A 24,203-nucleotide genomic window follows, 5' to 3' on the forward strand; every position below is an offset into this window, starting at 1 on the left:
CCGGTTCACGTGGGGGTGTTCGGTCTGACGTGGAGACGGCCTGGATACCTCTACCAGACGCGCTCAGGCTCTTCCACGTCGGGACGCACTGGTCGAATTTCTGGACGTGTCAGGCCTAGAGCATCGAAGCCGAAGACTATTCCTTCACGGTCAGGGCCTGGGATGACCAGGTCGGCCAGCCGGAGCAACGCTTTCGGGGATCCTTCAACGGCGACAGCAGTACCAGCGAAGGCGAGCATCTCAAGGTCGTTGGTCCCATCCCCGATGGCAACGACGTCGCTTTGGTCGATTCCGAATCGAGCGATGACAGCGGCGATACCGACCGATTTGTCAACGCCGGGGATGTACAGCTCACCCGCCCTATCCTTCAACCCCGTGATGGAACTCGGAAGTGCCGCGATATCGATGCCGATCTCTTCCGCGAGGACGGGAACCGGCACTCTGGAGTCGAAAATTGTGACTTTACCGAACGAACAATCGTTGAGGTCGTTAGGTATCTGAAGTGACGCGAGGATGTCGCTCGGCCCCTGGCCATCGCCGGGAAAGGCTCCAAAGAGAATCCCGTGTATCCGCTCGCGACTTCCGGGCGGCCCGAAGATCGCGGTGGGTGCTTCGAGGACGTAGGTGACGTCGTATTTCTCGAGGACGGAGATCGTTCTCGCTGCTAGGTCAGCCGAAAACCGCTGGTCAGACCAGACCTGCTCGTCAACCTCAATATAGCCGCCAGCAGCAGCGACAAGGCCGTCGAATCCGACGGCCTGCACGTTGCGAGCGAGCATCGATTTCGGTCGGCCCGTGCACAGGAATATCTTGTGGCCGTTGGACCGCGCTCGACGAACGGCTTCTACGTGAGCGGGTGGGATGACTCCTCGATCAGCGAATGTCCCATCGAAATCGATGAACACGGCCTTGGCGGTGACTCTGTCAGCGGAAGTGGGTGTTGGGGTAATAACTGGATGGGGCACGTCTCCACGCTACCGGTCTTGTCGCCGTCTCCGCGACTGGCCCGTGTGCAGTATTACGATGGCATCAGGCCAGAGAAAGGGTTTCTGTGAAGATCGCGATCTACGCATTCGATGGTGTCCCGATGTTTCATCTTTCGGTGCCGCAGATGGTCTTCGATGAGGTGAGTCGGCAGGGGCTGGCCCAGTGGGAAACAGTTCTGTTCTCCGACCGCGCGGGCTCGATCCGCACTGCCGAGGGGTACACCTTGGGCCGGGTTATGGGTCTTGACGCTGTCCTTGACGCCGACTTGGTCGTCGTCCCCTCATGGATCGACGACGGCCGGAAGATCCGGCCTGCATTCCGGGCAACGCTTCTCAGTGCCCACGGTCGCGGATCGACGATCGTCGGGCTGTGCCTCGGGGCGATCGCCGTCGCCGACCTCGGCCTGCTCGAGGGCCGAAGTGCGGTGACGCACTGGCACGCCGCCGGCGACCTGGCCCGGAGACATCCGGGCGTCACCGTAGACGCGGACGTGCTGTATCTCGATCACGGCGACGTGATGACGTCGGCGGGTACCGCTTCCGGTATCGACGCGTGCCTGCATGTAGTCCGAACGCGCCTCGGCGCCGAAGCGGCGAACCGGGTCGCGCGAAGCTTGGTCGTCGCACCACATCGGGAGGGCGGGCAGGCGCAGTACATCGAGCGGCCCCTGGCGCACCAAGCCGCAGCCGACCCCATCGCCGTCGCATCGACCTGGGCCCTGGAAAATCTTGGGGAGGATCTCGGCGTTGACCGCCTCGCGGCCGCGGCGCACATGAGCCGCCGCACCTTCGTACGGACTTTCCGCAACGCCACGGGGGCGACACCGGCCGCGTGGGTAAGGTCTCGCCGACTCGATGAAGCCAGACGGCTTCTCGAGACGTCGGAACTCTCGGTCGATCAGATCGCCGCGTCGTGCGGATTCGGCAACCCCGTTACCCTGCGCCAGAACTTCGCCGCCGCGTTCGGCAGCACGCCGTCGAGCTATCGCCGCCGGTTCGACGCCCGGGCGTGACAGTCCGCTTCAACCGTTCCGGGTCAGCGAAGCGCCGCACGCACTGGCAAAGGCGACCCAGCACGATCGGTCAAAGCCTCGGGAGGCCTGACGACAGGGGTGATGAATGCAGCGGCCGCCACTAGGACGAGCGGGGCGATCAGTGCCGTCCTGAGACTGGAGTGTTCGCCAACGAACCCGATGAGGGGCGGCCCGACGAGCAATGCCACGTATCCGACCGTGGCCGCGAAGGCGACGCGCCTGGCGGGGTCTCCCTCTCCTTCTCCTGCCGCGGACAACGCCAAAGGGAAACCCAAGGACGCGCCCAGGCCCCAGAGGACGACGGCCGCTACTGCGGCGACCTGGCTGTCGACGAAGATCACCAGGGCCATGCCCACAACGGCGCTGAGGACACCGACTCGCAGAACAGGTGCACGGCCAAAACGGGCGACGAACGCCCCACCGACGAAGCGGCCGATCGTCATGGAGGCGGCGAATCCGGTGTACACGGCAGACCCCGATGTGGCGTCGAAACCGTGGCCGTCGACCATGACTAAGGGGAGCCAGTCGCTCGCGGTCCCTTCGGTGAGCGCCATCGCGAGCACCAACGCAGCGATAAGAAGAAGGCGCGTGTCGCGCCACAGAGGCAACCGAGGCGCCGCCGCCGTGAGCTCCGCTGCCCGAAGAACCTGCCCGGTTCCGCGCGGGATACGCGGAGCAGCCGCGCCCATGACGACGACGGTGACGACCCCGATCGCGGACAAGTGCCACAACACCGGGACGTCGGTCGCGGTGAAAGCGATGCCCGCACCGGCACCGACGAGAGTGCCCAGACTGAAGAAGCCGTGCAGGGCAGGCAGCACGGGGCGGCCGATGGTCTTCTCGATGTCGGCGCCCTCGACGTTCATCGCGATCTCCCCGCCCCCCATCCCCAGCCCGAAGAGAAACAGGCCGATGATCGTCGCTGTGGCCGACGATGAAGCTGCCCCGACGCCGATCGTCGGCATGCTCAGGATGACCCCGATCGTGCCCGCGAGCATCACGGGCCTCGCTCCCCAGCGCGCGACGGCAGGACCGGACGCAAGGATGCCGATCATCGACCCGGCGGACAAGCCGAGCAGGATCAAGCCCATCTCCGATATCGTCGCGCCCAGCAGATCCCGGATGGCCGGCGTCCGAGTCACCCACGAAGAGATCGCCAGACCGGGCAGGGCGAAGAGGGCAAAAAGTGCCAGGCGGCGCGAGTGCAAGGTCGTCATGGTTCATTTCTCGGTCGTGGATACAGCGGTCCGGAATCAGCATTGAGATCACGAATGCCGCCCTAGGCCGAAAGCACGGCCTTTCAAATTCTGCAGGCGGCAGGCGATCTGGACCAGTGGCCTAGAAACCAAATACCGATGAATACGAGCCACAGGAAACGTGTAGACGTCTCCCTGACGTGCGCCACGACATGCAGTTCGAAGACCCCGATCACACCTTCGCTGCGGGCGAGGACGTGCTGTAGCCGGTCGCCCCTGCCGGCATTCGCCGGTGCGTTCAATGATCCGCAGTGGGGCACGAGGTACCCGCCGGCTTATCTATAGGAATGTCTTTTCTAACGGCCCGGGGACGTGCGCCGGCGCTTGGCGATACGACAAGATAAGGGCATGGATCGCGCGTCAAACTACCTGATCGCAGACCTCGAGGAGCCATCAGGCACGCGCACTCGACGCCTGCTTCGTCGGGCATGGGCACTGATCCGCGCAGCATCGGGTGACGTCGAGATCGACGCCGACCTAGTCATCCGCCGGCGCGCGAGCGGAGCCGAGGTTCTACGCACTGCCGCTGACATCGGCGAACCCCACTTCTTGTTGGAGACCGTGCGCCGCGACCTCGAAACCAAGACCGTCGATGAGTTCGTGCGCGAATGGCGCGTCTTCGACTAAGGCGCAGCCCGCTGGGCGTCGGGCCCCACGTTACGAGATACCTCTCGGCTCGGCCGCAGCAGTGCGACTAATCCGACTGTCAAAATTCATCTCACCATCTCGCATCCGTAGGGCTACGAGACGCTCAAGGGCGAGCTTGTCGACAGACTATATTTCGCAGGCGGCGTTCCCCATTCTGTCGAGTCCTTCTAGCAGCTGTCCGATCTGCTCGGCCCAGCTCTCACTCGCACGGAGGACGACGGCCCGGTGCTTGCTCGCCGCTCCCCCGTCGCCGACTTAGAGGATGCAGGGATACCTACCTGTGCTCAATCCGTGCATGACGGCAAGCCACGCGAATTTCGACACCACGGATCGGCCCTAAACGTCTCTCAACAGGGCTTTCGCGTGCGCTCGTTCTAAATGAATTTGTTGTCTACAACAGCACTGTGGCCAGATACTCTGCCGAGAATGTGATTATGTTAACAACAAAACCCCCGCTTGACCGGGGGTTGCTACTGCTGGGGTACCTGGACTCGAACCAAGAACAAACGATAGCCGTCTCGAGCTCTTCGTCCACCCACAACTGGGCCGGAATCCCGCGGATTTCCGCGGTTTTCATGGGTCTAGTGTACGCGCTGGCACGGACGAATACGGGCTCATTCTGGTCACACAGCGAGCTATCTGGTTCGTTTCTGGTCACACCGCCGACCGGTTCTGGGACTGCCGGAGAGCTAACCTACACGCGCTGCCCTCGGCAAAGCGCGACCTGAGGTCAGAGTGACGTGGTGTCCGTTGCCGGCGGGTTCTCGTTAGGAGTATCGCTATCGGTGTACTCGCCCTCTGCCTGCGTCTCGTCGGCGTCAATTTCCGGCGTGCCGGCCGCTGCCTCGGAATCGGTGTATTCACCATCAGCGTCGTCGTTGATTTTCATGGCTCTCCCTCTCGAACGAACAATCAGTCTATGTCGCTGGACTGACCAAGGACAGGCGTACGTGATGTGCCGTGTCCCCTGTCCCCCTGCGGACGACCCTACGGGATCCGGGAACGCTGTCCTTCGACACCCCGGCACAGTCGAAAGTAGTCCCTTAGACGTAGTGCAGCTTCTACTTCAAAACGGCGCACTGTCTAGCGTTGGCTAGCTTCCCCCTGGATCAAGAACGGGCCTGGCTCATGCGTGAGTTCGCCGGCTGCAGCTACGCAGATATCGCGATCGAACTCGTCGTTCCAGAGTCGACAATGCGCGGATTACTCGCCCGATCGCGTCCCACCCTCGCCGACGAACTGGCCGCCTGGCTCTAGCCAATAGCCGACGCCCGGCCGATGGACTCCTGTTCTATGGACCGCGGAGGAACTGCGGCGGCCGGCGCGCGCAGCGCCGCCCGCGACGCCCTTCGCAGGAAGCGCGTTAGCCGTCTGCGTCCGTGGCTCGAGCCGAGTAAGTGCTAGTCGTGCTAACGGACTCGTCGTCAGAATCTTCGACGCCTATAACGGGACCACGCCAAAGGAGTTCGTTTGCTCGCGCATGCACCCGGGCGCTATCAAAACTGAACCCACCACCTGGATGGCCTACGACCGTCAATTCGATCTGGTCTGCCGATTCGAGTTTGTCGGAGAACGCGATGTGCGCTAACTGCTGCGCCAGAGTCTCCTCAGCCTGATCGGTCGGAGCCTTGAGAAGGTCTCCTCCGAGTTCACCCAAACTTGAAAAACAAGAATTTGGCACAGATCGCTTCCCGTCATCGGCACGATCGTGGTTAGTCCCTAGATCCCACGGCACGCGCGCCTCCCCCATCTCTATCCATGCGCCGCGACCGTCCGATTGTGGCTGAGACGGGCGTCGTCTCGTTCATGTCGACGCAGGCATCACTGATTCGTGGTGACAGGCGTCTTGTCTTTCACAGAAAGTATCGTGAAGACCAGGGCGACCAGAGCAGTACCGGCTAGGAGGAGTAGTCCGATGGCGTAGCTGTTTTCCGCAGCGTTGTAGGTGGCCCCCATCACCAGCGGCGGAAAGTACCCTCCCAGCCCGCCGGCCGCGCTGACGATGCCGCTGACCGCACCCACCCTGGCGGGCGGTGCGTTTCGTCCGATCCAGGCGAAAACTCCTCCGGCGCCGAGGCCGAGAGCCGAGGCCATTGCGACGAAAGTCAGGCCGGCAGGGATCTCACCGTCGGGGCGGAGATTCACCACCCAGGCGAGAACTGAAACGGCTGCGATCGAGCCCATCACCACCGGTTTCGGCCCGACGCGGTCGGCAAGGATCCCTCCGACGGGGCGGAGGATAACGGCGGCAACCGCAAACCCCGCCGTCCGGGTTCCGGCGGCAGTGAGGTCGAAGTCGTAGATCTGGCGCAGGTAGGTGGGCAGGTAGGTGGAAAAGGCGACGAATCCGCCGAAAACCAGCGCATAGAGAAAGCTCATCTGCCAGGTCACGCTGAGCCGAGCAGCAGCAGCGAGCTTGGGCAGGAAGGGATCAGTGCTGGCCGTGAATCCTGGGGACTCGGCCATGAAGAGCCACACGATGACGGCAACAACGATGAGGAGCACCGCGAGGATGAGGTGAGTGGGAACGTATCCGAACCGTTCCACCAGGCGAGGCGTGAAGAATGCCGACAACGCGGTACCGCCCATCCCTGCCCCGAACACGCCGGTGGCGAAGCCACGTCGGCTCGGCGGGTACCAGTGACTCACGAACGGGATTCCCACGGCAAAAACGGTTCCGGCCACGCCGAGCAACAGCGCGGCGGCCACCAGGAAGACGTAGGTGTTGAGGGTTCCTGCAATCGCGACGAGCACCAGAGCAGGGACGGATGCTAGTAGCACCAGTGCGAATAGGATGCGTCCGCCGAATCTGTCAGTGAGCACGCCCACCGGGATCCGGCCGATCGATCCGACAAGCACAGGCATCGCGACGAGCACTGATGTCTGGGCCGGGGAGAGGCCCATTGATTCGGTGTAGCGAATGCCCAGCGGCGACACGCTGGTCCATGCCCAAAAGCACACGACGGATGCGAGCGTCGCGAGGGCGAGGTTGGTCCCTCTACTGTGGTGTGCCCTCTGCCGTGCAGAGGTTCTCGAGCCCATCGGTGTGTCCATCGCCGCTGCTCCGATCAGCGCTTATCGGGAGTGCGATCCTTGGTGCCGATGGGCGCCCACCCGCGCCGCGCCGGCCGTACCTGCCCGGCTTCTCGATCCCTGGACCGGTAGACGATGTAGGGCCTGAACAAGTAGTGCAGAGGCGCGGTGAAAGCGTGCACCAGTCGGGTGAAGGGCCAGATTGTGAACAACAACATGCCGACGAGGGTGTGGATGTGGAAGGAGAACGGAGCGGCAGCCATAGCCGTGACATCGGGTTGCAGGATGAACAGGGATCGGAACCAGGGCGACACCGTTTCCCTGTAGTTGTGGCCGTGCTCACCGCTGAAGACGCTGGCGAGAGTGGTCCAGAGGCCCAGGACGATCGCAGCTGTCAACACGACGTACATGATCTTGTCATTGGTGGTCGTGGCCATGAAAACCGGCCCCGTCTTGCGTCGTCGATAGATCAGGATCACGATCCCGCCGAGAGTGCATACCCCAGCGACTCCCCCGACCAGCAGGGCGTTGAGATGATAGAAATCCTGGCTCAGCCCGAAAAAGAGTGTCCAGGACATGGGGACCACCAGGCCGAAGAAATGCCCGGCGATGACGGCTAGGAGCCCGAAGTGAAATATCGGGGATCCGATCCGCAGGAGGCGGGATTCGTAGAGTTGGGATGAACGGGTGGTCCAACCGAATTGGTCATAGCGGTAGCGCCAGATGGTCCCACCGATCAGGATCGCCACCATCACGTAGGGGAGAATGCCCCAGAGCAGCACGTCCCACATCATGAGCCGCCGTTCAGGGGAAGCAGACGGGGGTCGTAGGGTTCGAGGCCGACACTTTCGGCCGGTGGGCCGACGCCCGCCATGGTTTGGACGGCCTGTCGATCTGCGGGTGATGGGCCGGGAAGGGTGGCACAAATGCCCTCCACCACGGTGGCGTACGGTGACTTGTGCTCGGTGAGCGCGAGTCGGAGCATTTCGACACTGGGCCGGTATCGGATGAGCAGATCGCGACCCGCCATCGGGCCGGCCAACGCGGCGAACTCGAGAACCAGCGGTAAGAAGTCGGGCAGCTCACCGTGGGTGTTGGTCAGGTAGTCACTGCCCCGGTACACCTGCTTGAACTCAGCCAACACGTCACCCCGGCGACGGGTGTCGCCGTCGGTCCAATACGAGAGATAGAGCGGATGGTGCTTGCTCAGGTCGAACGTCTCCACGTAGGAACGCTCCAGGGTCCCCAACGCGGTGTTCTCGAGGTACCCGATGAACGCTGTGAGATCCGGTGCAGCCGGGCCGTGTTCGGCCAGCGCGGACCGCATCAACGCGCACCGTTCCAGGAGTTTGGCATCCGGGTACGACAGACACCAGGACGCGGCCTGATAGAACACGCGCTGCGCCAGGCTGTGCGCGGCGGCGGCTCGATCGCGCCTCATAGCGAGCCGCCCTTTTCCGTGGGCGGGCGCAGATCGCCCGGCGACGGGGCCGCAGCGCTTGGTCGGTCGCGTTTCTCGGGAAAGAGACCGGTCGGGCTACCGTTGCCGTCCCAGTTCAGTAGATTGACGCGGCCTCGGAGGGCCTGCTCGCCGGCGGGAGTATCGGACGTCTGCCGGTCTTTCAGCGCGTAGAAGTTTTCCACGGCCACGGGTGTTGGCCTGCCGCTCGCTTCACCGAACGGCGAGTCTTCATACATGCCCGGACCACCCTCAAAATCGACCGAGCACCCCATCTCCTCCAGGTCGTGTGCCTGCTCGACGTGTGCCTTGGGAATGACGTAACGCTCGTCATACTTCGCGATCGCCATCAGCCTGTACATCTCGTACATGGAGCCCGGCGACATCCCCACGGCTTCCGGAATCGACGGGTCGGGTTCCTGTTCCATCGTGATCGCCCGCATGTAGGCACGCATCGCCGCAAGCTTGCGCAACACCTCGGTGATCTTGTCGGTGTCGCCGGCGGTGAACAGCTCAGCGAGATACTCGACGGGGATGCGGAGTGCGTCGATGGCGCCGAAGAGATTGCCGCTGTCTTCGGCGTCGTGGCCCTGCTCGCTCAGCAGGTCAACGATGGGAGACAGCGGCGGCACGTACCAGACCATCGGCATGGTGCGATACTCCGGGTGCAGCGGCAGCGCCACTTTGTACACCTTGGCGAGCGCATATACCGGCGACTTCTTTGCTGCGTCGAGCCAGTCGGCGGGGATGCCCTGGTCGAGGGCGGCTGCGGCCACCTCGGGGTCGTTGGGGTCTAGGAGTACGTCCATCTGCGATTCGTACAGGTCAGTCACGTCCGTCACCGCGGCGGCGTCGGTGACCCGGTCGGCGTCATAGAGGAACAGACCGAGGTAGCGGAGGCGGCCGACACAGGTTTCGGAGCACACGGTGGGAAGACCGACTTCCACCCTCGGATAGCAGAAGGTGCACTTCTCGGCCTTACCGGTCTTGTGGTTGAAGTAGATCTTCTTGTAGGGGCAGCCGGTGATGCACTGGCGCCAGCCTCGGCACTTGTCCTGGTCGACGAGAACGATGCCGTCTTCGACGCGCTTATAGATGGCACCGGAAGGGCACGACGCCATGCAGGAGGGGTTGAGGCAGTGCTCACAGATCCGCGGAAGGTAGAACATGAAGGTCTGTTCAAAGGCGAACTTGATCTTGTCTTCCGACTCCCGCCGCACCTTTTCGACGATGGGGTCGAGGTGCCCCATCTCCGGGGCGCCGCCGAGGTCGTCGTCCCAGTTGGCCGACCAGCTAATTTTGGTGTCCCGACCGGTGATCAACGATTTTGGTCGGGCCACCGGGAAGTCGTCTCCGAGCGGAGCGTCGATCAGGGTCTTGTAGTCATAGGTCCAGGGCTCGTAGTAGTCCTTCAACTCGGGCTGCACGGGGCTCGCGAAGAGTCCGAACAGCTTTTTCAGCCGTCCACCGCCCGTGAGCACCAGTCGGCCCTTCTTGTTAAGCTGCCAGCCGCCCTTCCACCGTTCCTGGTCTTCGTAGCGGCGCGGATACCCTTGTCCCGGCCGGGTCTCGACGTTGTTGAACCAGACGTATTCGGTGCCGGCGCGGTTCGTCCACGCTTGTTTGCAGGTCACCGAGCAGGTATGGCAGCCGATGCACTTATCGAGGTTCATCACCATGCCCATTTGAGCCATAACGCGCATCAGTACCGCACCTCCTGGGAACGCTTTCGTATTGTGGTGACCATGTCACGCTGGTTGCCGGTGGGTCCCAGGTAGTTGAACGCGTAGGACAACTGCGCATACCCACCGATGAGGTGGGTGGGTTTGACGAGCAGTCGGGTGGCCGAGTTGTGGATGCCACCTCGGCGGCCGGTCGCCTCGGACTTCGGCACATCGATCGTGCGCTCTTGGGCGTGGTAGACGTAAACGACACCCGCGGGCATCCGATGGCTGACGATGGCTCGGCACACATACACCCCGTTGGTGTTGACGCACTCGATCCAATCGTTGTCGGAGACGGAGATCGCCGCAGCATCCGCGGGGCTGATCCACGCTGTCGGACCTCCTCTGGACAGCGACAGCATGAAGAGGTTGTCCTGGTACTCCGAGTGGATCGACCACTTCGAGTGCGGGGTTAGGTAACGCACCGTGATCTCGGAAGTTCCATTCGGGCCAAACCGCGGTTCGCCGAACAGCCGCTGCATATCCAGCGGTGGTCGGTAGATTGGCAGGGCCTCGCCCAGGTCGCGCATCCAGTCGTGGTCGAGGAAGAAGTGCATCCGACCGGTGAGGGTGTGCCAGGACTTCAGCCGCTCGACGTTGATGGTAAACGGGGAATACCGGCGCCCACCCGTCTCGGACCCGGACCACTCCGGGGACGTGATTACCGGAACGGGCCCCGCTTGGGTTTGCGCGAAGGTCACCCGCTTCTCTTCGGAGCCTTCGGCGAGGTCGGCGAGCTTCATGCCGGTCTGTTCTTCCAGTTCGCGGAAGCCTTGCACGGCAAGTTCGCCATTGGTCGTTCCGGAGAAGCTCAGGATGGCTTGGGCGAATTTCGCATCGGTATCGATGGCCGGGCGACCGTTGCCCGCCCCGCCGAGCATCAACCCGTTGCTCTGTGCGAGCCGCTCAATTTCGTGCTCCATCCGGTAGGTGATGTTCTTGACGGTGAAGCCGCGTTCCTCCGCGAGCGGTCCGACCGTGGCGAGCTTCTCCGCGATCGCGGTGTAGTCGCGCTCAACGATCGAGAAAACCGGCATGTTCTGACCGGGTACCGCCGGGATATCCGTGTCCCGCCAGTCGCGGACCACTCCACCGGGCTGGGCGATCTCCCCCGGCGTATCGTGTTGCAGCGGCACACTGACCAGGTCCCGCCGGGTGCCGAGATGCGTCTTAGCCTGGCGGGAAAACTCCTCTGCGAGCAGACGGAACGTGTCAAAGTCGGTTTTCGCCTCCCACGGCGGGTCGATGGCGGGGCTGAAGGCGTGCACGAAGGGGTGCATATCGGTGGAGGAGAGGTCGTGCTTTTCGTACCAGGTGGCAGCGGGAAATACGATGTCCGACAACAGCGTTGTCGACGTCATCCGGAAATCTGCGGAGACAAGGAGGTCGAGTTTTCCTTCCGGTGCCTCGTCGTGCCATTTCACGTCCCGGGGTCGGGCGGCGTTCACGTGGTCGGTGCCCATCACGTTGTTATGGGTCCCGAGGAGATTGCGCAGAAAGTACTCGTTGCCCTTGGCCGACGAGCCGAACAGGTTCGAACGCCAGAGCACCAGGGTGCGCGGCCAATTCTCGGGAGCGTCGACATCGTCGATGGCCGGGTTCAACCGCCGGTTCTTAAGGGCGTTGGCGATCCAGGTCGGGGTATCTGGCGCCTCCCCCGCATCCACCGCCGCTTGGGCCTCATCGGCGAGATCAAGCGGGTTGCGGTCGAACTGCGGGTAAAACGGCATCCAACCGAGCCGGTTCGACTGAGCGAGGGTGTCCGCGGTGTGCATTCCATCAAAATGTCCTTCGGCGAGGGGGGACTTGAGGGAGTCGGCCGAGTACCCATCAGAGCGCCACTGATCGGTGTGCATGTACCAATACCCGGTCCCGATCATGGTCCGGGGCGGTCGGCTCCAGTCCAAACCGTTCGCGAGGGAAATCCACCCGGTGATCGGACGGGTCTTTTCCTGACCGACGTAGTGCGCCCAACCGCCGCCGTTACGCCCCATGCACCCGGTGAGCATCACCAGCGAGAGCACCGCGCGGTAGGTGGCGTCACCGTGGAACCACTGACAGATGCCAGCGCCCATGATGATCATGGATCGCCCCTTCGATTCCTCGGCGTTGCGGGCAAATTCGCGCGCGACCCGGATGCAGGCGGCAGCCGGCACACTCGTGATCTCCTCTTGCCAGGCCGGCGTATACGGGGTCGACGCATCGTCGTAGTCGGTGGCCCAGTCTCCCGGCAGCCCCGGACGGCCAACCCCGTACTGGGCGAGCATCAGGTCGAACACTGTGGTGACCAGGTGCCCGGCCACCCGCCGGACCGGCACACCCCGGGTCACCACCGAGCCCTCGCCGGAGGGCGCCTCGAAGCAGGGCATCCGAATTTCGGCGGTTCGGGCGGATGCGCCGCCGTCGGCCTCGTCGAGAAGGCTCAGGACCGGGTCGACACCCTCCAGGTCAAGGTTCCACTTGCCCTTGCCCGCCTCCCCATACCGGTAACCGATGGACCCGTTGGGCACCACTGGAGCGCCGGTGGCCGAGTCGATCAGAACCGTCTTGAAGGCGGCATCAGGAGTGTTCGCCTGGTCGGGTAGGTCCGTCGCCATCAGGAATTTAGTCGGCACGAGGCCACCGTCAGCGTGCTCCTCGATGCGGACGAGGAAAGGCAGATCGGTGTAACGGCGTACGTATCCGCTGAAGTACGGAACCTCGCGGTCCACAAAGAACTCCTTGAGCATCACGTGGCCCATTGCCATCGCGAGCGCAGCGTCTGTGCCGGCCTGGGCGGGCAGCCACTCGTCGGCGAACTTCGTGTTGTCGGCATAGTCCGGACTGATCGCGACCACCTTCGTGCCCCGATACCGCACCTCTGCCATGAAGTGCGCGTCGGGCGTACGTGTCACTGGAACGTTCGATCCCCACATCATCAGGTAGGTGGAGTCCCACCAGTCCCCCGATTCAGGCACATCGGTTTGGTCGCCGAACACCTGCGGAGAGGCCACGGGGAGGTCGGCGTACCAGTCGTAAAACGATGTCATTACCCCACCGATGAGCTGAATGAACCGGTTTCCCGCCGCGTGAGACACCATCGACATGGCCGGAATCGGGGAAAAGCCGGCGCACCGGTCCGGACCGTACTTCTTGATCGTGTGAACGTGGGCGGCAGCGGCGATCTCAACCGCCTCCTGCCACGGAATGCGAACGAGCCCGCCTTTCCCTCGCGCCTTCTGGTAGCGACTGCGCCGTTCAGGGTCATCTACAACGTCTGCCCAAGCGAGCACGGGATCTTTCAGCCTCGCCTTGGCCTCCCGGTACATCTCGACGAGCACACCTCGGCCGTACGGATACCGCACCCGTGTTGGCGAATAGGTGTACCAACTGAATGCGGCACCCCGAGGACACCCGCGCGGCTCGTACTCCGGACTGTCGGGGCCGACCGAAGGGTAATCGGTCTGTTGCGACTCCCAGGTGATGATGCCATCGCGAACATATACTTTCCACGAACACGATCCAGTGCAGTTGACCCCGTGGGTGGAACGCACCACCTTGTCATGACTCCACCGGTCACGGTAGAACACGTCACCCTTGCGCCCGCCCTCACGGAACACCGCGCGTCCATCATCTGTCTGGTCCCACCGCGTGAAAAAACGGCCAAGCGCCAACATGGTGTCCGACGCTTTCCCGTCCAAACCGGCAGGCACTGAAGCAGCTGCCATGGCCAAATACTATATTTCGCCCTCCCAGCGCGCTAGTGATCAGTGAGCTTTCGTCACGTCGGTGTTTCCGGGCGCACCGTGCACCACTACGTCATCTTCGATCACTTGGGACGAGAGGCCGCCAACACCTGGTGGAGGCGCGGACGAATGCGTGGAACGGTACGTGCCCGCAGCAGCCATCGTTCTAGGGTTGGTGAACCACGGCATACCGATTATCGTCACAGCGATCGGCGAGGCAGCACGATGCGCGCACTGGTGGCTTAGGATTGCCTTACCTGCCCCATGGACTGAAAGGTCCCCAATGCTCTTTCCCCTGCGTCTCGCGCGCCTTGCCCCCGTTGCCATCGCCGCACTACTCGTTGCCGGCTGCTCAGCGAGCGGCCCGGGCGATGATTCGAGCGACAGCCAGGATGGTGGCACTTCCGACGGCGCGCTCGTCGTGTACAACGCCCAGCACGAGGAGCTCACCACAGAGTGGGCCGACGCCTTCACAGAGGAGTCCGGCATCGAAGTGGTCCTCCGCAATGGCGATGACAGCGAATTGGGCAACCAACTGGTGCAAGAGGGCGCCGCCTCTCAAGCCGACGTTTTCCTCACCGAGAACTCACCGGCGATGTCGCTCGTCGAGAAGGCAGGCCTGCTCGCCCCGGTCGATGAGGCCACTCTCGCGCTCGTGCCGGAGCAGTACCGACCTTCATCGGGCGACTGGACCGGCATTGCCGCCCGCTCGACTGTGCTCGTCTACAACCCTGACCTTATTTCCGAGGCAGAGTTGCCCACCTCGCTCCTGGATCTAGCCGACCCTGAGTGGAAAGGCCGCTGGGGTGCGGCCCCGGCGAAGGCGGACTTCCAGGCCATCGTCTCAGCTGTGGTCGAGACGCAGGGCGAAGACGCCGCGCTGGAGTGGCTCGAGGGTCTGGCAACGAACGCCACCGAGTACCGCAACAATATCGTCACCATGAAGGCTGTCAGTGCCGGTGAAGTGCCCGTCGGCGTCATCTACCACTACTACTGGTACCGCGATCAGGATGCCGCGGCGGAAGACAGCGGCAACACCCAGTTGCACTATTTCGGCAACCAGGACCCGGGCGCCTTCGTAAGCGTGTCCGGTGGCGGCGTGCTCAAGAACGCCCCGCACGCCGACGAGGCCCAGCAGTTTCTTGCCTTCATTGCCGGAGAGCAGGGCCAAGAGATCCTCGGCGAGGGGTACAGCTTCGAGTACCCGGTAGCCTCGAACGTTCAGGCGAAGTCCGAACTTCCACCGCTTGACGGCTTGGCGGCCCCGGTGATCGACCCTTCAGCCTTGAACGGCCCGAAGGTTATCGAGCTCATGACGGAAGCCGGTCTACTCTGACTACGCACCTAACCCGGCCGCCGTTAGTCGCCACGCCAGCGCGTCGCGCCTCCGGCGGTCTCATCACGCTCGTCGCCGTTCTTGCCCTCGGCGCGCTCGTGCCCATCGGCTACGTCGTCCAGGCCTCGGTTGCCATGGGCTGGGACGAGCTTTCGACGCTGGTGTTCCGCCCGAAGGTCGGCGAGCTGCTCGTCAACACTGTGCTCCTCGTCGTGATCGGCGTTCCGGCATCGGTTGTACTCGGGGTCAGCGGCGCCTGGCTGGTTGAGCGCACAGCCCTGCCGGGGCGCCGTGTCTTCGCGGTGGCACTGGCTGCGCCGCTGGCGATTCCCGCCTTCGTCGCCAGTTACGGGTGGGCGAGCGTTGTGCCCTCGATCAGCGGGCTGTGGGGCGGTGTGCTCGTCGCGGTCACCGCGTATTTCCCCCTCGTGTACCTGCCCGCGCTGGCGGCGATCCGGGGCCTCGACCCCGCACTCGAGGAATCCGCGCGTTCGCTCGGTATGGGCTCGTGGACGGTGTTCTTCCGGGTCGTGTTACCGCAGCTGCGCGTGGCGGTCCTGGGTGGCGCCCTGGTGGTCGCGCTGCACCTCCTGGCGGAGTACGGCGCCTTTGCCTTCCTGCGCTTCGACACCTTCACCACCGCCATCGTTGTCGCATATCAGACAACCTTCGCCGGGCCGAACGCGGCCGCACTCGGGCTGGTGCTCGTGCTGCTGTGTTTGGTCCTGCTTGTCGCTGAGTCCCTCGCCCGCGGCCGTGCACGCTACGCCAGGGTAGGCGGCGGTTCGCCGCATCCGCCGGCCCGAGTACCGCTGGGACGCCTCGCCCCGCTGGCGGTCGCCGGGCTGGTCTGCCTCGTCACGGCCTCGACCCTCGTGCCGTTGACAAGCGTGGTGCGCTGGTTGTTCCGCGCTGACACGGCCGACCTCGGGCACCTCGCATCGGCGACGGTCCAGACCCTCGTCCTGTCGCTTGCGGGAGCCGCCTGCGCGATCGCCGTCGCACTCCCCTTCGCCTGGTTGGCGGTGCGCTACCCAGACCGGCTCTCGCGCGTCCTCGAAGGAGCCGCCTACCTCGCCAGCAGCCTTCCCGCGATCATCGTCGCGCTCGCCCTCGTTGCGACGACCCTCGCCATCGCCCCCACTCTTTACCAAACTGCGTTCACGGTCATCGCCGCGTACGTCGTGATCCTCCTGCCTCGTGCGCTCGTTCCGCTGCGAGCCGGCCTGTCGCAGGTGCCCGAGTCGTTGGAAGAGGCCGCTCGATCGCTCGGCGTCCCACCTTTCGTCGCGCGCCTGCGGGTCACGGTGCCGCTACTCGTGCCGGCGGCGTGCGCAGGCGGCGCCCTTGTCGCGCTCGGTGCGGCGAACGAACTCACCGCGACACTGCTGCTCGCGCCGACCGGCACCCGCACGGTCGCGACCAGCTTCTGGTCCGCGGCTTCCTCACTCGACTATCCGACCGCTGCCCCCTACGCCGTGGTGCTGGTGCTGCTCTCGTGCCCGGCCGTCGCCCTCATGTTCGCCCACGCAACCGGACGGAGCCTCCGATGACCCTGCACCTCTCTGGCATCTCGAAGTCGTTCGGCGCGACGGAGGTGCTCCGCGACGTCACCCTCGAGGTGCCGGACGGCACCCGAATCGCCCTGGTCGGGGCGTCGGGCAGCGGCAAGAGCACCCTGTTGCGACTCATCGCCGGCTTCGAACGACCTGATACCGGCACCATCACCCACGACGGCCGGGAGATAGCCGGCCCGCGATCGAGTCTGCCTGCGCACCTGCGCGGCATCGGCTACGTCGCACAGGACGGCGCACTGTTCCCGCATCTGTCCGTCGCCCGCAACATCGCGTTCGGACTGCCCAGGGCGGCCAGGAATCACGCGCGTGTGCGCGAACTGATGGAATTCGCCTCTCTCGACGCCAGGCTGGCCGCCAGGATGCCGCACGAGCTTTCGGGCGGACAGCAGCAGCGGGTCGCTCTCGTTCGCGCCCTCGCGCAGCGACCCAAGGTCATCCTGCTTGATGAGCCGTTCAGCGCCCTCGACACGGGTCTCCGCGCCCAGACCCGGCAAGCGGTCGTCGATATGCTCGAGCTCAGCGACGTGACGGCCATTCTGGTGACCCACGACAGAGACGAAGCGCTCTCATTCGGGCAGCAAGTCGGTGTGCTCGCGGGCGGCCGACTGGTGCAGGCCGGTACGCCGGCGACCGTCTTCGACTCTCCGATCGATGCCCGTGTCGCCGAGTTCCTGGGTGACGTGGTGCTCGTGCCGGCGCGCCCGGCGGGCGCCGACGCGGTGGACTGCGCCTTGGGACGCCTTCCAGTGCGGCACGACCGCAGCGGCGCGGCCGCCACCCTGTTCGCGATGGTTCGGCCCGAGCAGCTGCGTCTGGCGCCGGCTGCGGATGGCGGCAACGCGACTGTCATCAACGTCCGGTCAACCGGTGCAGGCGCCGAACTCACGCTGGCGTTCGACGGCGGCGAGTTCCCGGCGGAGGCGACGCACCGGGTGCCGTTGCACGCGGCGGCGCAGTTCACGGCCGGACGCTCCGTGCAGGTTTCTGTCGATGGCGGGGTGGTGCTCTACCCTCAGCCTGGCGCGCCGGGCCAGAAGTCAGCCCTGAGCACGCCTAGACCTGCACCGGTCACTTCTGTCGCGCCGTCGAGGTAACACGCGTCGACCAAATCGCTCCTCTGACCCGACCGCTCACCAGCGTGTACCCACGCCAGGCGATGACACCGACCATGAGCGAGAGCACAGTCCCGAGCCACGGCGCATCCTGCTCGAACGGCGGGTACACCTGCCAGTGGGTGAGGTAGATGAACATCGACGCTCCAGCCAGCGCGACGACAGCGGGCACCAGTAGTCGTGGCACGCGAATAGCCGGTACCCAGACCAGCACCAGTGCGCCGCCGGCGAGGATGGCTTCGCGCAGCGGATCGTCGAAGAACCCGATCGAACTCACCCCGATGACCATCGAAACGAGGACTCGCCTCGACGTGCTGTCGGCTCGCGCGACAAGCCAACCGAGCGCGATGAGCCACACGACCACGGGTCCGCTGTAGCGCTCGACATACTCGGCATGCGGCCCGGCGAAAACGAAACGCGCCACGAGGGCGACGGAGAATGCGACGAGGGCGAAGCCGAACGGCCACCGCCGCTCCAACCGGTCCACCGGCCGGATGGCGAACAGGACGGCAAGACCGACGAGGGTCCACAGAAGCGCTTCGAGAAACCAGAACTGCCACTGTTCATTCCACCGCCCGTCGCCCGGCACGAGGTTGTTCACTAGCAGGACAGTGGTGAGGCTGTACTGGCCGCTCAGGAGGGCGACAGCACCGATCCAGAGCACCGCGGGCACCGCGAGTTCGGCAGCGCTGCGACCGAGGCCACGGAATCTGGGCCGCCCCGGCACCGATGCGAGTTGAAAGCGGGCAAGGTTGTATCCGGCGACGGCGAGCAGCAGGTGGGCGCCACCTTTCAGGCCGAACAAGTCGGCGTGCGTGCCGACAATGAGCACGATGGCGACCGCCCGCAGCACGGCCGGAGTCTCGAGGCGCACCAGATGTGCGAAGCGAGGGCGGCGGCCTGCATCGACGGAAGCGCCCGGCGCACCGGGGCCTGCTTCCGCTCGCGCTCTGTCGGCGTTCTCGCGCACCTCTGTGGCGAACGCCGCCAACTCCCGAACTGAGCGGGTCGGCCAGTCCCTGGGCAGCTCCCCGAGCATCGCCTCGAGCCGAAGCGACACTTCGATGTAGCTGAGCGAATCGCCGCCGAGCCCGGCAAAGGAGTCGTCTAGGCTCACTTCAGGTCGGGACAGCAGCGTCGAGAGTAAATCGCGAATCATGTCGGGTGCGACGCCGCCCCCGTGTGCCTTGCTCACGTGGCACACCGAGTCAGAGGTCGATTCGACGCGATCCTGGAGTGCCGCGAACCGCACGAGAGCCGCCGTGTCGGGCTTTCCGCTCGAGGTGCGAGGGAACTGGGCTATCGCATACGCGCCGATGACCCGCATGGGAATTCCGACGAGGGCGGCGGCGCGCTCGTGGGCGCGTTGGGCTGCGCGATCCGAGGTGGCGAAGAGAAGCAGCCGTTCATCGGAGCTGGCCACGCGCACCTCGATCCCTTCGTCGAGGAGGAGCCGTTCAACTCGGTCGAGGTCGATTCGCAATCCGAAGATTTTGACGAAACGGTTCATCCGGCCGACAATCTCATACAGGCCGTCGGCGCGCCGGCGCGCGAGGTCCCCCGTCCGCAGTTCGTGCACGGTGCGACCGAGTTCGAAATCCGCCGGTGTCTCGGCGTAGCCGAGCATGACGTTCGGCCCCTCATAGACGAGCTCACCCTGACTACCGGCCGGAGCCTCCGTGCCATCGTGGGCGTCGATGCGGAACCGGCCGCCGGGAATTGGTCGACCGATGGCACCGGCAGAGTCCTGGAGCAGATCGGGCGGCAGGTAGGCCATCCGAGCCGTGGCTTCAGTCTGGCCGTACATCACGAAGAGTTGAAAGCCCCGTTCGTCGCCAATACGGGCGAACCGTCGGATGACTTCCGGAGCGAGCCGACCGCCCGCCTGGGTCAGGTACCGCAGGCTCGGCACCGAACGCTCGGCGAAGTCGCCGGCCTCCAGCATCTCGAAGGTATAGGGCACGCCCGCAAATGAGGTGATTCCATGGGCGGATGCCTCGTCCCAGAACTCCTCGTCCGTCACCGATCGCTCGGTGAGAAGGATGCTTGCACCGGCGAACAGATGGCTGTTAACGACCGAGAGCCCGTAGCAATACTGCAGCGGCAGGGTCGTAGCCGCGCGATCATCAGGTCCGAGGCGCAGGTACTCGCCAATGGATGCGGCGTTGCTTCGCAGGTTGTCGTACGAGAGGCGCACGAGCTTGGGGGATCCTGTCGACCCCGACGTGCTGGCGAGTAGGGCCAACTCCGGATGGAATTTGTGTGCGCTGCCGGGGTGGCGCTCCTCGAGTGTCCACCCTTCTGGGCCGTGGCCGGCAATGACATCGGGCCGGAAACGCTCGGTGAGGGCGGCTCTGTGGATCAGGCTCGCCTCATCTGAGGCGCCGGGAACGAGGAACACGGGGTGCCCGCCCTCGAGTGCGGCGAGGTAGGTCACAATCGGCTCCAGCCCATTAGCCGCCGCGATCATCACCAGGCGACGGGTCTCGCCAAGCTGCGTCCGACGCGCCCGGATGAGCAGAAGTAGCTCGGCATAGCTGATTCTGACGCCGTTGCCCACGAGGGCGGTAGCGTCCGACCGACCGCCGAGAAGGGACAGGCTGGGAACAGAGACTAGCGAGGGCATAGCGGGCGACTTTCAACACGGGCGGGAAACGCAGAATCGGGCCAAGTAAGCCTAACCTAACGTTGTGCGGACCTGCTTTGCGCTCGCGAAACCACCGGGTCGACGCGTACCGGATGTCGCTGTCATGGACGCGAGTTTTCCCAGACGGGACGCGGCGCAACCCTGCCGGGCTCGACTTCGACGACCGCCTCATCGACGCAACCCTTGCGCGCAACATTGAACCGTTCGTCACGATCAACCACAGGGAAGTGCCCCTCGCGCTAGCCGAACGTGGTGGTTGTCCCAATCGCTTTACGTACACGACCACCGGCACTTTTAACGGGCGAGTGGTCGGCAACGTGGGCCTATCCTCGCCGCAACCGGCGACCGTCCCCAGCGTCGCCGGCTCCCCCGGCAGCTCTGCCCGGTCTTTGGCGGCTCCCGTAATCAGCCCCGCAGTTCGCTGCTGAGAACGGGATTGCGGATTCGGTTGCTCAGACAGTGCTCTCCCAGTGCTTCTGGCTCGTCGCCGCGGCGGGCGTCTACGGAAACCCCTACAAGGCATGCAAGGAGCAGCCCATCTTCGCGTCTGGGCGTTCCGACGTCCCCGAAGCAACCGACCACGACCTGGCAGCGCCGACCCAATCGCCAGGGTGGGTCAAGCTTGACTACCGCCCTAGCGCCGAGAACCCCTCCAACGAAGCCTGGTACTACGGTTCAGCTCAATGCCCAGCCCCAGTTGCAGGGCTCAATTGTGATGAATACCCGTTCAGAGCTACAGTCCGAGGAGGGGCAACCGCCCTGACTCTCCCCAGTCTCAAGCTCATAAATGGAGCACAGAATCAACTACAGGGCAGCCGCTACGGTTCCTTTTTGTCGACGTGTCACGTTTCGTCCAAGCCAGTAGGAGAGCGGGGCTTCCTTGCGATTCCTCTCCCCCCGTCCGCAGTTGGAGTGCCTACTTTGACTTTGTGCAATGGGAGCTAACTCGTGACTGCCGCTGAGGTCGGGCAAGAGCTGCAGCGGTTCGCGCAACTCTGCAGCGACCGCGGCGCCGGCAACATCAGACGGATGCGCCCGGGCCTCACGTCCAACCAGCTCAGCGAGATCGAGAAGAAACACAACCTCCGGTTGCCTGATGAGACTCGACATTTCGCAACGAAGGCGATGTTTTTCTGTATCCAGGATCACGCTGGTTAACGCTGAGCTTCAGCACTATCGCCAGGGTTATCGATATCACCGATCATTCCATCCCCAACGCCCTCGTGCTCATTTCCGACGCCACCGCATCGCCGGAAGAGTTCCCGATCGTGTCCGTTGCCAAGCAAATTTGGTGGTGGAACTTCGCGATCGAGAGCGGTGTCTGGGCGCTTGACGAAGACGGCCAGTGGGTTCATGACCACGCTCATTGGCCGACTGGCCCGGAGCGGCACCTAATGTAGCGGCCGTTGTAGCGACGGGCATAGACGGATTCCGTTCGCCGACGGGGAGCCACTGCGTGTAGTGCGGTGGCGTAAGCCTGTAGAGCGCCGGTGAACAGCAGGCTGCCACGGTTGTCGCGGAGCGAGGAGCACAGTCTCTGCGGCAATTTTGGCGCCGAGCACGTCGACGGCAAGAGCGTTGGCCCCTCCGTCGTCATCGCCGTCCGTCGGGGCGCAGTAGTGCCGCGTTGCAGATCAGGGCTGACGGGGCGCCGAGCTCATCGATGGCCTTCGACAGCGCCGCGCGCAAAGCTGGCGGGGATCACTGGCGTCAGCAGCGTAGTCGCGGGCGTCCACGTCGGCGCGACTGAGCTCAGTTGTCAGGGAGTCGACCCTGCTGTCGGCGCTGCGGGCGTGTAGGGCGATGTTGTGGCCGGCGGCGGCGAAGGTGCGAGCAAGGGCGAAGCCCATGCAGGGGGCCAGCTCCGAAGATGATTGCGGTTCCCTTGGTCATGGGTGGTTGCTTGCTATGGGCGCAGGTGCGCCCCCGCCGCGTGCGCAGTTGCGGGGGCGTGACGACCGATTATGGAGCCCTGTTGTTCCTTCGGCGCGGTGCCGGTTGATCCATCGGTGGGCGCACTGCCGGTAGATGCCGAGTCTCCACTAGAACCAGAGGTTTTCCCTTTTTTCAACCCCGACTGTCACCAACCTCTCGGCTCAGTACAACTATTAGCGGCCCGTGGAAATTTGCGGGGGGGCACTGGAGGTCGCGATCTATCCGTTGACGATTATTTGTCAGGTCCAGGCCAGAGCAGTGTCAACTGGGTCGGCACGCACTCACGCAAAGGATTGATGACGATGCAAACGTACAAGTTCATGGTCTATTTTCTGTGCTGTGCTGGCGCGACGAACAGTTCAGAGACTCGAGTCAGGTCAGGACACTACTGGTCGGCACGCACTTGCGCGCTACGTGCAGACCTCACGGATTGGTAGTGCCGGGCGGCGCGGGCGCGATTGCCGCAGGCAACCGAGCACCATTCCCGCCGCGGGTGCGTCTTCGTGAAGTAGAGCACGCACCCTGGGGCGTGACACGCCCGCAATAGGGCCGGATTCGCGCTGAGCAGCTGTTGGGCTTCTACGGCAACGCCGGCGATGCCGACGACGACTGGCGACCGCGCCGATTCGGCGGCGAGCACGAGGCGCGCGTCGAGCAGTCGCAGCCGGGCAATCGGTCGCTGGCTGGCAGCGGCGTTCACGTTTCGGGCCGCGTCCTCCACGCTGGCTACGGCGGATACGGCAGCCGGACGGCGGTCGCCCGTGACGTGGGCTGCCAGCTTGCGTACTGAGTCCCGAAACGTCCGTGCGCTCAGGAACTCCTCTTGCGTGGCCGCCACGCCCTGCACGTCAACGCCGACTGCATCCAGCCACGCGTCCAGGTCCGACGGGGCCGCGAAGTCATCGTGCTGACCCTCCGAGTCGGCCCATCTCGTCGCCATCAGCCGCACCGGGGCGGGTTCGTCAGCGAGTACCCAATTACGGTCTGACATGTCATTTCTCACCTCACCAAACTATCACGGAACAAGTAGCTTGCATCCGTTAGAACATTCATGGTAGAACTTGTCACGGATGAACACGTGTTCATGCATTAGAAACGAGGAGACAAAACTATGACCGCCACCACCGCCGCCACCATCGCCCCGATCCAGCCCGAGACGGCCACAGGCGTCGCCAAAGAGCTGCTCGATCAGGTCCAGAAGGGACTGGGCCTCGTGCCGAATATGACCAAGGTCATGGCCACCAGCCCCGCTTTGCTGAAGGGGTACCTCGCGCTCTCCGCCGCAGTGGGATCAGGCAGCCTTCCTGCCGCGGTGCGTGAGCGCCTCGCGATCTCGACCGCACAGCTGAACGGCTGCGAGTACTGCCTCTCCGCCCACACCTATATCGGTAGCAATATCGCCAAGGTGGATGCTGCCGAGCTCGACTCCGCACGCCGCGCCGAGTCGAGGGACCCGCATGTTGCCGCGCTGCTCAAACTCTCCAACACGATCGCAGAGTCTGCCGGTGATGTGGGCGACGAAGCGATCGGCGCAGCCCGCGCCGCTGGCGTGACCGACACGGAAATCGGTGAGGTCGTCGCGAACCTCGCGCTGAACATCCTCACCAATTACTTCAACACGCTCGCCAAGGTGGAGAACGACTGGCCCGTAGTCGGGCTGTAAATCTCCCTCGGTCCTCGAGGAGATGATGACGACGATCGAACGCACCAGCTCGCCGATGTGGGTTTCCA

At 64.2% G+C, this 24,203-nt stretch carries 19 protein-coding genes and 1 pseudogene; 9 read left to right on the forward strand and 11 right to left on the reverse strand.

The features are described from left to right. Nucleotides 1-50: 50 nt before the first annotated feature. Entirely contained in the window at nucleotides 51-965 is a 915-nt protein-coding gene (locus B7495_RS10850; RefSeq protein ID WP_088456578.1) for an HAD hydrolase family protein, read from the reverse strand. Nucleotides 966-1,051: 86 nt separating this feature from the next. Between B7495_RS10850 and B7495_RS10855 the strand changes: the two genes are divergently transcribed. Next, nucleotides 1,052-1,999 carry a GlxA family transcriptional regulator gene (locus tag B7495_RS10855; protein WP_166788817.1) on the forward strand — a complete coding sequence of 316 codons (948 nt, stop codon included), beginning with the start codon at nucleotides 1,052-1,054 and terminating at the stop codon, nucleotides 1,997-1,999. 23 nt (nucleotides 2,000-2,022) lie between these two features. Here the strand turns inward: B7495_RS10855 and B7495_RS10860 are convergent, their stop codons facing one another. After that, complete coding sequence (locus B7495_RS10860; RefSeq protein ID WP_088456579.1) at nucleotides 2,023-3,237, reverse strand: MFS transporter; 1,215 nt, start codon at nucleotides 3,235-3,237, stop codon at nucleotides 2,023-2,025. 387 nt (nucleotides 3,238-3,624) lie between these two features. Between B7495_RS10860 and B7495_RS10865 the strand changes: the two genes are divergently transcribed. Further along, nucleotides 3,625-3,903, forward strand: coding sequence for a hypothetical protein (locus B7495_RS10865; RefSeq protein ID WP_088456580.1), 279 nt, complete (start codon nucleotides 3,625-3,627; stop codon nucleotides 3,901-3,903). 751 nt (nucleotides 3,904-4,654) lie between these two features. Here the strand turns inward: B7495_RS10865 and B7495_RS19095 are convergent. Continuing rightward, nucleotides 4,655-4,813, reverse strand: coding sequence for a hypothetical protein (locus tag B7495_RS19095; protein WP_166788818.1), 159 nt, complete (start codon nucleotides 4,811-4,813; stop codon nucleotides 4,655-4,657). Nucleotides 4,814-5,013: 200 nt separating this feature from the next. Here B7495_RS19095 and B7495_RS10870 point away from each other — a divergent pair, with 200 nt between their 5' ends. Next, nucleotides 5,014-5,181: a sigma factor-like helix-turn-helix DNA-binding protein gene (locus B7495_RS10870; protein ID WP_240632206.1), complete on the forward strand. Its 168-nt coding sequence runs from the start codon at nucleotides 5,014-5,016 to the stop codon at nucleotides 5,179-5,181. Nucleotides 5,182-5,745: 564 nt separating this feature from the next. Here B7495_RS10870 and B7495_RS10875 read toward each other — a convergent pair. The 5 genes from B7495_RS10875 to B7495_RS10895 are packed head-to-tail and all read right to left on the reverse strand — an operon-like array spanning nucleotide 5,746 to nucleotide 13,847. Then, nucleotides 5,746-6,966 carry an MFS transporter gene (locus B7495_RS10875; RefSeq protein ID WP_088458045.1) on the reverse strand — a complete coding sequence of 407 codons (1,221 nt, stop codon included), beginning with the start codon at nucleotides 6,964-6,966 and terminating at the stop codon, nucleotides 5,746-5,748. A 26-nt stretch (nucleotides 6,967-6,992) separates the two neighbouring features. Beyond that, complete coding sequence (gene narI, locus B7495_RS10880) at nucleotides 6,993-7,748, reverse strand: respiratory nitrate reductase subunit gamma (protein ID WP_088458046.1); 756 nt, start codon at nucleotides 7,746-7,748, stop codon at nucleotides 6,993-6,995. Beyond that, nucleotides 7,748-8,398: a nitrate reductase molybdenum cofactor assembly chaperone gene (gene narJ / locus B7495_RS10885; protein WP_088456582.1), complete on the reverse strand. Its 651-nt coding sequence runs from the start codon at nucleotides 8,396-8,398 to the stop codon at nucleotides 7,748-7,750. Before narJ ends, narI begins: the two co-directional genes overlap by 1 nt. After that, nucleotides 8,395-10,119, reverse strand: coding sequence for a nitrate reductase subunit beta (gene narH, locus B7495_RS10890; protein ID WP_088456583.1), 1,725 nt, complete (start codon nucleotides 10,117-10,119; stop codon nucleotides 8,395-8,397). The genes narJ and narH overlap by 4 nt, the downstream gene beginning before the upstream one ends. Next, the gene (locus tag B7495_RS10895) at nucleotides 10,119-13,847 is read right to left on the reverse strand and encodes a nitrate reductase subunit alpha (protein WP_205748668.1); all 3,729 of its coding nucleotides are present in this window, start codon (nucleotides 13,845-13,847) and stop codon (nucleotides 10,119-10,121) included. Before B7495_RS10895 ends, narH begins: the two co-directional genes overlap by 1 nt. A gap of 301 nt (nucleotides 13,848-14,148) precedes the next feature. On the opposite strand from B7495_RS10895, the gene B7495_RS10900 reads away from it, so the two are divergent. The 3 genes from B7495_RS10900 (at nucleotide 14,149) to B7495_RS10910 (ending at nucleotide 17,872) form a co-directional block, all read left to right on the forward strand. Further along, nucleotides 14,149-15,201 (forward strand): iron ABC transporter substrate-binding protein, encoded by a 1,053-nt coding sequence (locus tag B7495_RS10900; protein ID WP_088456585.1) that lies wholly within the window; start codon nucleotides 14,149-14,151, stop codon nucleotides 15,199-15,201. A 98-nt stretch (nucleotides 15,202-15,299) separates the two neighbouring features. After that, entirely contained in the window at nucleotides 15,300-16,754 is a 1,455-nt protein-coding gene (locus B7495_RS10905) for an iron ABC transporter permease (protein ID WP_240632207.1), read from the forward strand. Further along, nucleotides 16,751-17,872 carry an ABC transporter ATP-binding protein gene (locus B7495_RS10910; protein ID WP_088456587.1) on the forward strand — a complete coding sequence of 374 codons (1,122 nt, stop codon included), beginning with the start codon at nucleotides 16,751-16,753 and terminating at the stop codon, nucleotides 17,870-17,872. The genes B7495_RS10905 and B7495_RS10910 overlap by 4 nt, the downstream gene beginning before the upstream one ends. Here the strand turns inward: B7495_RS10910 and B7495_RS10915 are convergent. Continuing rightward, a complete protein-coding gene (locus B7495_RS10915) occupies nucleotides 17,847-20,516 on the reverse strand; it encodes an AMP-binding protein (RefSeq protein WP_088456588.1) in 2,670 nt (889 codons plus the stop codon). The genes B7495_RS10910 and B7495_RS10915 overlap by 26 nt on opposite strands. A 113-nt stretch (nucleotides 20,517-20,629) precedes the next feature. Here B7495_RS10915 and B7495_RS19625 point away from each other — a divergent pair, with 113 nt between their 5' ends. Beyond that, nucleotides 20,630-20,965, forward strand: a complete 336-nt coding sequence (locus B7495_RS19625) for a family 1 glycosylhydrolase (protein WP_088456589.1) — start codon at nucleotides 20,630-20,632, stop codon at nucleotides 20,963-20,965. A 520-nt stretch (nucleotides 20,966-21,485) separates the two neighbouring features. Next, on the forward strand, nucleotides 21,486-21,695 hold the full coding sequence (locus B7495_RS10925) for a hypothetical protein (RefSeq protein WP_088456590.1): 210 nt from the start codon (nucleotides 21,486-21,488) through the stop codon (nucleotides 21,693-21,695). A 785-nt stretch (nucleotides 21,696-22,480) separates the two neighbouring features. On the opposite strand, the pseudogene B7495_RS10930 reads toward B7495_RS10925, so the two are convergent. Both B7495_RS10930 and B7495_RS10935 read right to left on the reverse strand, forming a co-directional pair. Then, nucleotides 22,481-22,573 (reverse strand): annotated as a pseudogene (locus tag B7495_RS10930) (leucine zipper domain-containing protein); the annotation flags it as partial. Between the two features lie 284 nt (nucleotides 22,574-22,857). Further along, nucleotides 22,858-23,463, reverse strand: coding sequence for a CGNR zinc finger domain-containing protein (locus B7495_RS10935; protein WP_198415068.1), 606 nt, complete (start codon nucleotides 23,461-23,463; stop codon nucleotides 22,858-22,860). Between the two features lie 120 nt (nucleotides 23,464-23,583). Here B7495_RS10935 and B7495_RS10940 point away from each other — a divergent pair, with 120 nt between their 5' ends. Beyond that, complete coding sequence (locus B7495_RS10940; protein ID WP_088456592.1) at nucleotides 23,584-24,135, forward strand: carboxymuconolactone decarboxylase family protein; 552 nt, start codon at nucleotides 23,584-23,586, stop codon at nucleotides 24,133-24,135. Nucleotides 24,136-24,203: the final 68 nt, after the last annotated feature.

The organism is Cryobacterium sp. LW097, from assembly GCF_002205495.2.
GTDB classification, from domain to species: Bacteria; Actinomycetota; Actinomycetes; order Actinomycetales; family Microbacteriaceae; genus Cryobacterium; species Cryobacterium zongtaii.

Coding starts and splice junctions, on each gene's coding strand:
- B7495_RS10860 (WP_088456579.1), bottom strand. CDS start 3,237: ATGACGACCTTGCACTCGCGCCGCCTGGCACTTTTTGCCCTCTTCGCC.
- B7495_RS10865 (WP_088456580.1), top strand. CDS start 3,625: ATGGATCGCGCGTCAAACTACCTGATCGCAGACCTCGAGGAGCCATCA.
- B7495_RS19095 (WP_166788818.1), bottom strand. CDS start 4,813: ATGAAAATCAACGACGACGCTGATGGTGAATACACCGATTCCGAGGCA.
- B7495_RS10875 (WP_088458045.1), bottom strand. CDS start 6,966: ATGGGCTCGAGAACCTCTGCACGGCAGAGGGCACACCACAGTAGAGGG.
- narI (WP_088458046.1), bottom strand. CDS start 7,748: ATGTGGGACGTGCTGCTCTGGGGCATTCTCCCCTACGTGATGGTGGCG.
- narJ (WP_088456582.1), bottom strand. CDS start 8,398: ATGAGGCGCGATCGAGCCGCCGCCGCGCACAGCCTGGCGCAGCGCGTG.
- narH (WP_088456583.1), bottom strand. CDS start 10,119: ATGCGCGTTATGGCTCAAATGGGCATGGTGATGAACCTCGATAAGTGC.
- B7495_RS10895 (WP_205748668.1), bottom strand. CDS start 13,847: ATGGCAGCTGCTTCAGTGCCTGCCGGTTTGGACGGGAAAGCGTCGGAC.
- B7495_RS10900 (WP_088456585.1), top strand. CDS start 14,149: ATGCTCTTTCCCCTGCGTCTCGCGCGCCTTGCCCCCGTTGCCATCGCC.
- B7495_RS10910 (WP_088456587.1), top strand. CDS start 16,751: ATGACCCTGCACCTCTCTGGCATCTCGAAGTCGTTCGGCGCGACGGAG.
- B7495_RS10915 (WP_088456588.1), bottom strand. CDS start 20,516: ATGCCCTCGCTAGTCTCTGTTCCCAGCCTGTCCCTTCTCGGCGGTCGG.
- B7495_RS19625 (WP_088456589.1), top strand. CDS start 20,630: ATGTCGCTGTCATGGACGCGAGTTTTCCCAGACGGGACGCGGCGCAAC.
- B7495_RS10935 (WP_198415068.1), bottom strand. CDS start 23,463: ATGTCAGACCGTAATTGGGTACTCGCTGACGAACCCGCCCCGGTGCGG.
- B7495_RS10940 (WP_088456592.1), top strand. CDS start 23,584: ATGACCGCCACCACCGCCGCCACCATCGCCCCGATCCAGCCCGAGACG.